16 protein-coding genes and 1 pseudogene are annotated in these 10,535 nt (G+C 64.8%); all 17 read right to left on the bottom strand.

Features of this window, described 5'->3' with window-relative positions; genetic code table 11:
- Positions 1-7: 7 nt before the first annotated feature.
- Entirely contained in the window at positions 8-460 is a 453-nt protein-coding gene (locus WHT83_RS11800; protein WP_406873871.1) for an NlpC/P60 family protein, read from the bottom strand.
- Positions 457-1,338: a DUF2163 domain-containing protein gene (locus WHT83_RS11795; RefSeq protein WP_406873965.1), complete on the bottom strand. Its 882-nt coding sequence runs from the start codon at positions 1,336-1,338 to the stop codon at positions 457-459. Before WHT83_RS11795 ends, WHT83_RS11800 begins: the two co-directional genes overlap by 4 nt.
- A gap of 2 nt (positions 1,339-1,340) precedes the next feature.
- Positions 1,341-1,979, bottom strand: coding sequence for a TIGR02217 family protein (locus WHT83_RS11790; protein WP_406873964.1), 639 nt, complete (start codon positions 1,977-1,979; stop codon positions 1,341-1,343).
- Between the two features lie 19 nt (positions 1,980-1,998).
- A complete protein-coding gene (locus tag WHT83_RS11785) occupies positions 1,999-2,574 on the bottom strand; it encodes a phage tail tape measure protein (protein ID WP_406873870.1) in 576 nt (191 codons plus the stop codon).
- Positions 2,567-2,749: pseudogene (locus WHT83_RS11780) on the bottom strand (phage tail assembly chaperone); the annotation flags it as partial. The pseudogene WHT83_RS11780 and the gene WHT83_RS11785, both read right to left, overlap by 8 nt.
- A gap of 38 nt (positions 2,750-2,787) precedes the next feature.
- Entirely contained in the window at positions 2,788-3,129 is a 342-nt protein-coding gene (locus tag WHT83_RS11775; RefSeq protein ID WP_183263542.1) for a gene transfer agent family protein, read from the bottom strand.
- Positions 3,126-3,542, bottom strand: a complete 417-nt coding sequence (locus WHT83_RS11770; RefSeq protein ID WP_406873869.1) for a phage major tail protein, TP901-1 family — start codon at positions 3,540-3,542, stop codon at positions 3,126-3,128. Before WHT83_RS11770 ends, WHT83_RS11775 begins: the two co-directional genes overlap by 4 nt.
- A gap of 52 nt (positions 3,543-3,594) precedes the next feature.
- The gene (locus WHT83_RS11765) at positions 3,595-4,008 is read right to left on the bottom strand and encodes a DUF3168 domain-containing protein (RefSeq protein ID WP_183263544.1); all 414 of its coding nucleotides are present in this window, start codon (positions 4,006-4,008) and stop codon (positions 3,595-3,597) included.
- Positions 3,989-4,180: a hypothetical protein gene (locus tag WHT83_RS11760; protein ID WP_406873868.1), complete on the bottom strand. Its 192-nt coding sequence runs from the start codon at positions 4,178-4,180 to the stop codon at positions 3,989-3,991. Before WHT83_RS11760 ends, WHT83_RS11765 begins: the two co-directional genes overlap by 20 nt.
- Positions 4,177-4,512: a phage head closure protein gene (locus WHT83_RS11755; protein ID WP_406873867.1), complete on the bottom strand. Its 336-nt coding sequence runs from the start codon at positions 4,510-4,512 to the stop codon at positions 4,177-4,179. Before WHT83_RS11755 ends, WHT83_RS11760 begins: the two co-directional genes overlap by 4 nt.
- Positions 4,512-5,081, bottom strand: coding sequence for a head-tail connector protein (locus tag WHT83_RS11750; protein ID WP_406873866.1), 570 nt, complete (start codon positions 5,079-5,081; stop codon positions 4,512-4,514). The genes WHT83_RS11755 and WHT83_RS11750 overlap by 1 nt, the downstream gene beginning before the upstream one ends.
- 105 nt (positions 5,082-5,186) lie before the next feature.
- Positions 5,187-6,443, bottom strand: a complete 1,257-nt coding sequence (locus WHT83_RS11745) for a phage major capsid protein (protein WP_406873865.1) — start codon at positions 6,441-6,443, stop codon at positions 5,187-5,189.
- Positions 6,440-7,126 carry an HK97 family phage prohead protease gene (locus WHT83_RS11740; RefSeq protein ID WP_406873963.1) on the bottom strand — a complete coding sequence of 229 codons (687 nt, stop codon included), beginning with the start codon at positions 7,124-7,126 and terminating at the stop codon, positions 6,440-6,442. The genes WHT83_RS11745 and WHT83_RS11740 overlap by 4 nt, the downstream gene beginning before the upstream one ends.
- Positions 7,119-7,475, bottom strand: a complete 357-nt coding sequence (locus WHT83_RS11735; RefSeq protein ID WP_406873864.1) for a DUF6107 family protein — start codon at positions 7,473-7,475, stop codon at positions 7,119-7,121. The genes WHT83_RS11740 and WHT83_RS11735 overlap by 8 nt, the downstream gene beginning before the upstream one ends.
- Positions 7,476-7,501: 26 nt before the next feature.
- Positions 7,502-8,677 carry a phage portal protein gene (locus tag WHT83_RS11730; RefSeq protein ID WP_406873863.1) on the bottom strand — a complete coding sequence of 392 codons (1,176 nt, stop codon included), beginning with the start codon at positions 8,675-8,677 and terminating at the stop codon, positions 7,502-7,504.
- Between the two features lie 12 nt (positions 8,678-8,689).
- Complete coding sequence (locus WHT83_RS11725) at positions 8,690-9,958, bottom strand: DNA-packaging protein (RefSeq protein ID WP_406873862.1); 1,269 nt, start codon at positions 9,956-9,958, stop codon at positions 8,690-8,692.
- Complete coding sequence (locus WHT83_RS11720) at positions 9,940-10,374, bottom strand: hypothetical protein (protein WP_406873861.1); 435 nt, start codon at positions 10,372-10,374, stop codon at positions 9,940-9,942. Before WHT83_RS11720 ends, WHT83_RS11725 begins: the two co-directional genes overlap by 19 nt.
- Between the last annotated feature and the right edge of the window lie 161 nt (positions 10,375-10,535).

Raw genomic sequence — 10,535 nt, 5'->3', positions numbered from 1 at the left:
CTATCGGCTATGTCATATCTGGAAAGGCAAAGGCTGCCGCGATGCGGCGGCGCCACTGCGGCACCAGCCGCGTCAGCGTCACGCCATGATCCTGATAGGCATGCACGAAGTTATCCGGCTCGATCAGGATTGCTGCGTGCTTGGCCGGAAGATGCGACCGCCAGCGAAACACGATGAGGTCGCCGGCTGCTATCGCCGAGATCGGCTTCTCCTCGAAATGCCGGCGCAACCCTTCGAGCAAGCGCTCCTGTTCGGTGGCTTCGGCCCAGTCGGGCGCATAGGGTCCCGGCGGTTCCAGTTCGCGCCCGTAGACTTCACGCCACACGCCGAGAACCAGGCCGAGGCAATCGCAGGCGACGCCCTTGCGGCTGCCCTGGTGCCTGTAGGGCGTACCGACCCATTCCAATGCCACCGAAACGACAGATGCTGCTATCCGGTCCCTGCCAGCATTTCCGCTCATGACACGATCGGCCCGCCATCGAATTTGCCGCCCTCCGTGACGTAGGCGTAGCCGGCGTCATTGCCAGGCAGATGCGGAAACCCGCGAAAGCTAAGCGCATTGGAGAACTTCGCCTTGCAGGTCGCGAACGTCTTGTCGCAGCCGGCGCGAACCGAGAACGCATCTCCTGCCGCCGCTGGGGAGCCGGAATGCGACCCCAAGATGAGCGTCACGCCCAAACCATCCCGACGATGGTCGTCGATCCTTTCGCTTCGGCCGGCTCTTGCCCCGGTAGTCCAGGTCAGCGTGCCATGCCCAAACCATCCCGGCGCAAAACCGCTCAATCCCGAAACAGTCAGCATGTCGGGTTCGGCAACCGCCAAAACCGTCCCGCTGCCGGAAAACTGTGGCGGGCTCAGCGCCACACCGCAGCGCTGGTCGCCGAGCTCAGCGTCGCATGAGCGGCTGACATAGCGCCCCCGCACCTGGTCGAGCGCGTGCGTAGCGCTCTCCAGTTCGGCGACGAAGCGCTGGTCGCTGCGGGTAATCCTGCCTACGGTCGCCATCCGCAACGATGCGAATTGCCCCGGCGCCATCCAGTTGACCAAGAAAGTCTCCACGGTCGCGCGGTCATAGAGCCCCGCCGCAATGTCCTCGTTGCGGATTCGGTCCGAACTCAGCGCTCCCTCGACATCGACGGTGTCGACGGCCAGGCCGAGCGAACTGCGTGCTTCGCTGGCGCTCAACCCGGATTCCGGCTCGAAGGTCGTGCCATCGAATTCGAGCGGACGATCGTGGTCGGTGTAGCCGCTGACAACGCCATCTTTCCTGGTCAGCCGCCAGCAATGGCATACGCTGGTCACAGCTCGGCCGAGGTGATCGGCCAGTTCCACGAGCATGGTCACAGGCGCACCTCCACCAGAGGGATCGACGGGATCTGCCCCGCCTTGAAGGCCGTCAGGCTCAGCGACAACCGCTCGGTATCGAAGCGGACGGGCACATGGAATTCAAAACCCGCCGTGACCAGCGCGCCGGTGCCCGGGATCGATCCGGACGAAAATACAACATCGCCGGTAGCGCCATCGAACGAGAACGCCGGCGAAAGTCGTTCGACGCCCGCGACAGCCACCCGGAGACTGGCCAGGACCGGCTTGGCAATCAGGCGTTTGTACGCATCGATGCCGGGACCATACGCTTTGACCAAGGAAAAGCGTGCCCTGGCTCCGTCCCCCGATCCAAGCGACTGATCGAGCATGGTGGGCAGGTCTCCCGGCCGGCACGACTTCATGTCGAAGGGATCGCGGAAACGGAAGGCATGCAGCGATCCGCGCCGCGCCTCGAAAAACGACAGCACATCGTGCAGGTCGTCCAGCGACTTGACGCCGGTGCCGGCGTCATAGTGGTGGCGCGACTGCGAAAAGCGCAGGTTGCGCTTCTCGCGCCCCGAGGTCAGCGAAACGATCTCGTTGCGCCGCTCGGGCCCGCCCGTCGCGCCAAAGGATACGGCGAGCGGAAAGACTTCATCATGAAAGCTGGCCAATTCCGTCACGACCTCTCCCTCAGAACGTTCGCGCGCCGCGCGAAACAGCCCGCGCCAGCATGCCGGTGATCTGCGCTTCGGATTTGCGGAACGATGCAGCGTCCTGTGCTGTCACGTTGAAGACGACACTGACGGCGCCACCACCGCCGGGTGCCGCGACGCCCAGGCTACCATCAGCTCCACGGCGCAGCGGCAGGATCGCCTCGGCGCCAGCTTCGCCCATCAATCCGATGTTCCTGCCGGCCGGAAAATAGGTTGGCGACGACACCACCCCGCCGGAGGCGAACGGCACGATGCTGCCCGTCACCCCACCCTTGGCGAACGGCAAGATGCCGGACAAGCCACCAAGCAGCTTCGAAAATAGCGAGCCCGCCAGCGACTGCAGCGGCGCCAGTCCTTGCTCCAACGCCATGCCGGCGAGGTTCAGGCCGATGCGCCGCAGGATGTCGTCCAGTTCGCGTCCACTTACCACTGCACTCTTCAAGGCGCCGGTCAGTTGCGCGCCGAAACTGTCCGACAGCCGCTCCAGCAACTGCAGCGCAGTCTGGAACGGCGCCGTATCTGCGCGGATCGCCACTGTCACTTCCTCAGCCATGCTTTTTGTCCTTGTCGGGGAACATCGTCATCAGCGCGTCGAGCTGCGCCTTTGTCGGCGCACCGCCGGTACCTGGCGGCAGCATGCTCATCGCTCGCTCCAGTTCGCGTGGCGTCATCGCCCAGAAGTCCTTCGGCGATAGCCGCAGCAGGCCGAATCCCGTGGCCATCACGCTGTCCCAGGGAAATTCAGCGCCGGTACCCGCTGCGGCACCTAAGGGTTTCGGCCATCCTCTGCCTTGGGCGCAGCGCCGAAGGTCGTGGTCAGAAGGTCCGCCACGATCGCGGCAAAGCCTGCGACGCCGCCTTCGGCACGCATGCCGCCCACCTCGTCGTCGGAAAGCTCATGTCCGGCACCCCGCAAGCCAGCGCCGATGATGCGGATCATGTCGGTTGCTGACAGTCGGCCGGACGAAAAGCGTTGCACCAGCGCGGCCAAGTCATCGGCGGCATAGCTCGCTTCGAGCTCGGCCAAGGCGCCCAATGTCAGGCACAGCCGGTGGTTCTTGCCGTCCAGTTCGGCGGCAATCTCGCCGCGCCGCCTGTTCGCCGTCATGGCGCCACCGTGAAGCCGACGACACCGGCGGACTCCAGCGCCACCTCGAACGTCACCTCGCCGTCGTGGTTGCCGGTGTATTCCAGCGCGGTGATTTGGAACGGCCCGTCGACGACGCCGAAATCAGGCACGGCCAGTTGCCACCTGACAATCTCGCCGCCAAAAAAGCATGTGCGGATCCTGGCATCGGACTGCTGGTCCTTAAAGATGCCGGACCCGCTCACCGCCGCCCGCTGCACGCCGCTCCCGGCCAAGAGCTCGCGCCAGCGCCCGACCGACTCGGCATCGGTGATATCGACCGTCTCGCTGTTGAAGGCAATGCGCTTGGAACGCAGCCCTGCAACTGTGACAAAGCTGCCCAGACCGTTGCTGTCGATCTTGAGCAAAAGGTCCTTGCCCTTCTGTGCGACCATTCGTTGGTCTCCTGAAATGTCTTGAGAATGATACTGGGCGGCTGTTGGCCCGTCAGGCGGCCACCGGCTCGGTCACAGCGCGAAAGCGCAACAGACCATGCTGCACGGATAGCCGGTCGTCGAAGCGTGTTTCGGAGAATTCGAGCCGCATGCTGACCAGATGCTGCGTGCCCAGGTTGAGCGTCGCATCATCGAGCAGACCACGCACTGCTTCCATGATTTCGAGCGCCTCGCGCTTGCCCTGCGACTTCGACCAGACGTGGACCGAGAACAGCTGTTCGGTGCCGCTTTCGGTGTCCGTGCTCCAGTCGTACACGCTCGTCCGCCCGAAAGTCAGGTAGGGAAAGTCGACATTGGCGGGCGCCGGGTCGTGGATCTTCGGGCCGCCCAAGAGTGCCACCAGCGCGGCGTTGCCACGGAGCGCCGCAAATACCGCCTTCTGCAACTCAGCGGCCGGGGCGGTCATCGCTTCGCTCCCTCTTGCTTCTCGCCACCGCCCGCGAAGACGGCACGTCGGCCGACTTTTCGGCGGGCACGACGTCACGGTAGCCTTGTTCGGCGCTCTCCGCCAGTTCATGCGCCTTCCAGCGCAGCGCCCGCTTCAGCCCATCCAGCGTCAGCTTCATCGTCACGTTCATGCACCTTGCTCCCTTGTGCGGCAAACGAGGTAACGCTGCGTTTCGTCGGGGTCGTGCACGGTAATGATGTCCAGTACGCGCGGGCCCCGGCGCAGTCGCATCCCGCTTTTCAATCCTGCCCGCCACCTCACGGTCACACGATGCGTTGCCGTCTCCAGCGATTGGTCGGCGCCGAACAAGCTGTGCGTCGAAACCGGCTCGACCCGGGCAAACAACGTCGCCAGCTCGACCCAGTTTTCCGTATGGCCGCCGAGGCTGTCCGGCGTCGTCACGCATTGTTCGAGTGCAAACTCGCTGCGCAGCGCGCCGGGATCGATGAAGCTCGCGCGCATCAGAGCCTCCGGGCTCGATAGCCGGAAAGCAGCCGGTCATACCCGCCGGGATAGGACACGGGCTGGTCGTCGGGACCGAAGCTCGTGCGGAACTCGTACCAATGCGCAACGAGCACAAGCATCGCTCGTTTGAGCAGATCAGGCACATCGGTCCCCGCCTCGCCGAAGCCGGCGCGAAAATCGATCTCCACGCCATTCATCACGCGCAGCCGCTCCGGCGCACGCTCGAAGTGGATGCGCGCCGGCCGCGACAGCGTGTCCAGCTGGTAATCGCCGGGATTGATGACCGAGGCCTCGCCCTCGCTGCCGAAGGTCGTCACCGAAATCACCTGCCGCACCGGGTTCCGCATCAGCATCACGAAATTGTCAGCCGGCCAGCGGTCGAGCACCAGCCGCCAGGTCTGGTCGATCAGCGCGGTACCCGTCGTGCGCTCGACATCCTCTCGCGCGGCGCGGATCAGGCCACTGATCAGCGCGTCCTCGCTGGCATGCGATATGCGCAGATGCGCCTTGGCGTCGACCAGCGTCACGGGCTCGACCGCCGGCGCGCCGGTTCTGATCAGGGTCATTCATCACCTGTGTCTGGCATGGAAAGGGAGCGGCCCCGGCGGGGAGGAACCGGGGCCGCAACGGCACTGAGCGGCAAACGGGAGCAATATCTCGTTCGAACCGGCTTACGCGGTGCCGTATTTGAGCAGCTTGATCGCGCTGAAGTCCTGGACACCGCCGCCGACGCGCTTGGTCGTGTAGAACAGCACGTAGGGCTTGGCGGAATAGGGATCGCGCAGCACGCGCACACCGGTCCGGTCGACGACCAGATAGCCGCGCCCGAAATCGCCGAAGGCGATCGGCGTCGCGTTAGCGGCCGCATCCGGCATGTCCTCGGCCTCGACAAGCGGGAAGCCCATCAGCATGGCGCGCTGGCCAGGTGCCGAAGGCGGCTGCCAGAGATAGTTGCCGTCGGCATCCTTCAGCTTGCGGATCGACGCCTGGGTCTTACGGTTCATCACCCAGTTGGCATTCTGGCGATAGCCGGCCTTCAGCGTATAGACGGTATCGATCAGGATGTCCGAGGGGCTCGACGCGGGCAGCGCACCCGACACGCCGGTCACCACATAGCCGATATCGCCCCAGGCCCAACTCGCCTCGGCCACCTTGTTGTAGTCGAGGAAGCCCTTGGGCTTGTTGACGCCATTGCCATTGACGAAGGCGGTGCCTTCCTGCTCGGCAAAGGCCGTCTCCACCTCGGATGCGATCCACTGGTCGAGATCTACGACACTGTCTTCGAGCAGCGAGGCCGTCGCCGCCGGCATGGCGTAGAGCTCCATCGTCGGGAACTGCAGCTCGGCCAGGACAGGCGTCGCCGTCTGCGGCCGTGTAGCCGTCTCGGCCACCCAGCCCACGGCCGGTCCCGTGGTGGTGAACGGCTTTTTCAGCACAGCGGCCGAAACCTGCCTTACAGAGGCGATCGAGCGGAGCGGCGACAATGTCGACAGCCGGCGCCCGATCTCGGTTTCGGTCTCGTTCGGCACGAGATAGCCGCCGTCCTGGCCGGAGCCATAGGACATCGCCTTGGTGTCGAGGGCCCGCAACTGCCGGTCGTCGCCGTTGCGCATATAGGCGTCGAACGCATCCTTGTGTTCGCTCGGCATCGACCGGCCGTCGCGCCCAAGGGTCGGCCGCAGGCGCTTCAGCGACAGGCTGTCGAGCGTGCGTTTCTGCTCGTCGAGTGCGCGCGAGATGCGGTCGACCTTGTCGGAGGTCACCACGTCGGCGCCGAGCTTGCCTTCCAACTGCGCCAAGCGTTCGTCATTGCTGTCCTTGAAGGCCTCGAAGGTGGTCATGAACTCGCCGAAGGCATCCTTCAGGTCGAGGTTGTCGCCGGCTGCCGCCTTGATTTCGGGGGCGCGCGACGCGTGGGTCTCATTCATACGCTGCTTCCTTTTTGCTTGATCATGCGCGTGGCCTCGCGAATGCGTTCGGCGAGGCCGCTCTCTGATCCCCATGCGGCGTCCCGCTTGCGCACGAGGCTGGCAAAACCCTCGGCGATGACCGCCCGGGCGTCGCTCCTGGTCAGCCCCGCATCCCGCGTGAGCCAACCTTCGAATTGTCGGGTGGTGGGCAGCCTTCCGCGGCCCTTGACCGTATCGATGCGCGCTTCGGGCAGCATCGGAAAGGTGACGATCGAGATCTCCCAGAGATCCGCCTCGAGGATATGGCGGACACCGCTCGCGTGTTCTTTCCGCGCCTTCACCGCTCGAAAACCGATCGACAGGCCGTCGAGCGCGCCGCCGCGCAGCAAATTGTGCACGTCGCGGGCCCGCGCCACGTCCTTGGTAAGCCGGCCACGCACGAACAGGCCGCGAAAATCCTCCTTCAGCTCCGTCCAGGTGCCGATCGGCTGGTTGGGATCATGCTGAAACAGCATGCGTATGCCCGCCGCGCCGCGTGTCCGAAGCGACTTGGCGAAAGCGCCGCGCTCGACCACGTCCTTGCCGAGATCAACCCGCCCAAACAGGCTGGCATAGCCCGAGAAAGTGCCGTCGATGGCGACTTCGTCGAGCACTAGGTCGACGAATTTCCGTTCGCCGTGCCGCATCGCTGCCTCATGCATCATCAGCGCCCTTCCTCTTCCGCCTGTCGTCGATCCACCGGCTGACGCGGTTGCCTTCAAAGGCACGCATGACGAAGCCGAGCGCCCACCAGGCGCACAGGCTTGCCGCCGCGGCCCCCATCATCGTTATCTCGGTCGGGCTGATCAGTTCTTCGATGCCGAGCTCGGCGGCGATCTTCAGGCCGACCGTGCCACCGAACACCAAGCCGCAGACCACGCCCACGGCAAAGCGCACGGCGGCCTCGCGCCTCCCGTGCGGCAGGATGTAGGCGAGCGAGATCGCCGAGCCGGCAATCGCGCCCCCGCCCTTGGCCAGCCACAGCCAGCCGGGATTGGACATGTCGGTCATCGTTTCAGGTCCCAGATTCAGAGTGTTCAGCCGCGCGGCGGATAACCCACCGCCTCGCGCTTTTCGTCGTCGCTGAGGAAATTGGCCGCTTCGACCCGGGTCCACAGGGCATCGCGCTCGCCAGCGAGCCCCTCGACCTGGTCGGCGTCGTACCAGAGCCGCAGACCGCCACCGAAAGCCGGCGCCAGCCAGGCGGAAAGTTCCTTCGCCGTCCGCGCCACCAGCGGCAGCACGGTCAGGCGATAGAAGGCGCGGTTGGCCTCGTGGTAGTTCGCGTAGGTGTTGTCGCCCGGAATGCCGAGCAGCATCGGCGGCACGCCGAAGGCGAGCGCGATGTCGCGGCTCGCCGAATGCTTTGCCTCGATGAAGTCCATGTCCTTCGGCGTCAGGCCCATCGCCTTCCAGTCGAGCCCGCCCTCGAGCAGCAGCGGCCGGCCGGCGCGGGTCGCTCCCGAATAGCCTTCTTCCAGCTCGGCCTTCAGCCGGTCGAACTGTTCGTCGCTCAGATTGCCGCCGTCCTTGGGCGCATAAACCAACGCTCCGGATGGACGCGCCGAATTGTCGAGCAACGCCTTGTTCCAGCGCCCCGCCGCATTGTGCGTGTCGAGGGCGATCAGCGCCGCTTCGAGCGGCGGGAAGCCGTAATGATCGTCGAGCGGATGAAACAGCGTCAGGTGTGCCGCCCCGCCCTGCTCCGACAAGCCAAGGGATATGCGCCGGCGCGCACCACCTTCGCGATAGTCGAGTGCTATCGGCCACCCATTGGCGTCACTCGCCACCGCAACCCGGTCGGGCCGTAGTAGGTGCAGTTCGCGCGCACCGCCGCCTGCCGCCACCAGCTCGACATAGGCATTGCCCGAAAGCAGCAAGTGGCCATACAGCGCTTCCATGAAGCTGCCACCGGCCTGCCGCTCGTTCGGCCGCTCGAACAGTTCGAGCAAGGCATGCTCGCCCAGTTCGGTTGCGCCTTCATAGAGCAGCCAGGGTATTGCCGACGCCGTCTCAGAGATCAGGCGCACCGAGCGATGCACGATCGGATTGCGCATGAAACCTTCGCGCGCCAGCCCGGCATAGTCGCGCCGTGTCCAGCGCGCCTCGCCCTGGGCGTGGAGAGCGACGAAGCCAGTCGGTCCGCCGCTCTTGCGTTCGGGCACGGCGCTACCCTTCCCGGTCCGCCAGAACCTGGGCCAATTCACAGCCATATCGTTTCCTGTTCAGAGAAAATCGCGGATTCGTGGTTCGGTCGACCAGTCCGGCATCAACTCGCCGATCGCCCAGACCAGCGCATCGACGCGGTCGGGAGAGCGACCATTGGACAGCCCATTCGGGCCGAAGTCGCACATTTCGTCTTCAAGCGCCGGAAATCGTCCAGCATGCAAAACCTTGCTTTGCGGATAGAGCGCCGCGATCGGTTCGGCGCGCAGCCATTTCGACCGCTTCGCCCGCACCGCCTTTACCGGCACCGCCGGATCGACCGTTCGGATCACCGCCGTCACCATCTCGCCGCCCTGGTTGGTCTCTGCGATGATGCAGTCAGCCTCCAGGCGGTGAAACAGCCTTACGGCCGTGCCTGCCCAGTCCTGCGGTTTTGCCGCCTGGACCGTCGCGTCGGCGAGTACCACCGCCCTGCCCGCGCCATCCAGTCCGACCGCAACAATGCCGCAGGCGTCCGATGTCTTGCGCGAACTCGCCGGCGGATCGACCGCCACAACGATACGACGCAAGTCGGCTGCTGCCGCGACCAACGCCGCTTCGAGCATATCGCGCGACCACAATGCATCTGCGCGGTCCTCGATCAGCTCGCCGTCAAGCTCCTGCCGTCCGAGCACACTGCCGCCGTAGCGGCTGCGGATCGTGCCCAGGAAACCTGGCGCCAGGTTGGCGCTGTTTTCATCCGAGCGCATTCGCGTAACAAGGACCGTCGGGTCGGCCAGCAGGCGCTTCAGCAGCGGTACGGGCCGTGGTGTCGTGGTGATGATCTGGCGCGGCTTGTCGCCAAGCCTGAGCCCGAACTGCAGCATGTCGAAACACGCTTCGGCATGCTTCCACTTCGCCAGTTCATCGCACCAGGCAGCTTGAAACTGCGGCCCACGCAGGCTGTCGGGGTCCTCCGAGGAGAAAATCTGTGCCACGGCGCCGCTGTCCCAGACCAGCCTCTTGCGGCTCGGCTCGAAACGCGGCCTGTCATGACGCGAAATCGTTGCGATGCCAGACGGTCCTTCGATCATCACCTCTCGCACGTCGGCAAGGGTCTCTCCGACCAAGGCTATCGGCGAATGCCGCCTGGATGCGAAAGGCGAGAACCCACGCACCATGGAATTGACCCACTCGGCCCCCAGCCGGGTCTTGCCGGCGCCACGCCCGCCCACCACCAGCCACGTCGCCGGCTCGGCTTCGAGCAGATATTGCTGGATTCGCGCCGACCAATACCACTCTCTTGCGATCAGGCTACCTTGGCGCCAGTTCAGATCTCGTTTGCGCAAAGCACTCTTGCATAGTCTCTGGCAAGTTCGACGATGCGTCGGTCGATCCTTGCGAGCACATCTGCCATTTCTGCATCTCGCTCCGTCTGGCTCATTTTCGCTGCCTCGCCTCCCCGCATCAATTCGTTGATCTTCTCGACCGTCCTGATGATCGAGCCGACCATGTCGACCTGCGCCTTGTCGAAACCGCCTTCGTTTTCCGGCTGCAGGGCTTCTGCCTGCGCGATCAACGAATCTGCCAACCGGGCCAACCGGTCGGCGAAGTCGTCGGCGGCAATCCAGCCATCTCGCGCGGCACGTCTTTCTATCTTGGCCACGGCATAGCCGCTTGCCACCGACAATAGCTCGACGTCCGGCGTCGCGCCCTCATGGAGCGCGCGCAGCGCCCGCCATCGCTCGTCCGCTCTCGCGACCAACGAAACCTCCAGCATCATGATTGGGAGAACCGCCTGGCCGTGCTGCCCGTTTTGGCTACACTTCTTTGACGATAGCCGGACACTATCAAAGCACCGTCACGGTGTCAAGAATATATTCCTATCGAGGTGCATTTTCCTGTTCCGCAGGCTGCTTGCCGCCC

Origin of the sequence: Aminobacter sp. P9b, from assembly GCF_045345995.1 — a bacterium.
Taxonomy (GTDB): domain Bacteria; phylum Pseudomonadota; class Alphaproteobacteria; order Rhizobiales; family Rhizobiaceae; genus Aminobacter; species Aminobacter niigataensis.
Note: the sequence above shows the minus strand (reverse complement) of the source record. Positions and strands in the feature narration are given on the sequence as shown.

Bases quoted from the DNA above. Each gene is read 5' to 3' on its own strand.
- WHT83_RS11800 (WP_406873871.1), bottom strand. From the start codon at position 460: ATGAGCGGAAATGCTGGCAGGGACCGGATAGCAGCATCTGTCGTTTCG.
- WHT83_RS11795 (WP_406873965.1), bottom strand. From the start codon at position 1,338: ATGCTCGTGGAACTGGCCGATCACCTCGGCCGAGCTGTGACCAGCGTA.
- WHT83_RS11785 (WP_406873870.1), bottom strand. From the start codon at position 2,574: ATGGCTGAGGAAGTGACAGTGGCGATCCGCGCAGATACGGCGCCGTTC.
- WHT83_RS11775 (WP_183263542.1), bottom strand. From the start codon at position 3,129: ATGACGGCGAACAGGCGGCGCGGCGAGATTGCCGCCGAACTGGACGGC.
- WHT83_RS11770 (WP_406873869.1), bottom strand. From the start codon at position 3,542: ATGGTCGCACAGAAGGGCAAGGACCTTTTGCTCAAGATCGACAGCAAC.
- WHT83_RS11765 (WP_183263544.1), bottom strand. From the start codon at position 4,008: ATGACCGCCCCGGCCGCTGAGTTGCAGAAGGCGGTATTTGCGGCGCTC.
- WHT83_RS11760 (WP_406873868.1), bottom strand. From the start codon at position 4,180: ATGAACGTGACGATGAAGCTGACGCTGGATGGGCTGAAGCGGGCGCTG.
- WHT83_RS11755 (WP_406873867.1), bottom strand. From the start codon at position 4,512: ATGCGCGCGAGCTTCATCGATCCCGGCGCGCTGCGCAGCGAGTTTGCA.
- WHT83_RS11750 (WP_406873866.1), bottom strand. From the start codon at position 5,081: ATGACCCTGATCAGAACCGGCGCGCCGGCGGTCGAGCCCGTGACGCTG.
- WHT83_RS11745 (WP_406873865.1), bottom strand. From the start codon at position 6,443: ATGAATGAGACCCACGCGTCGCGCGCCCCCGAAATCAAGGCGGCAGCC.
- WHT83_RS11740 (WP_406873963.1), bottom strand. From the start codon at position 7,126: ATGCATGAGGCAGCGATGCGGCACGGCGAACGGAAATTCGTCGACCTA.
- WHT83_RS11735 (WP_406873864.1), bottom strand. From the start codon at position 7,475: ATGACCGACATGTCCAATCCCGGCTGGCTGTGGCTGGCCAAGGGCGGG.
- WHT83_RS11730 (WP_406873863.1), bottom strand. From the start codon at position 8,677: ATGGCTGTGAATTGGCCCAGGTTCTGGCGGACCGGGAAGGGTAGCGCC.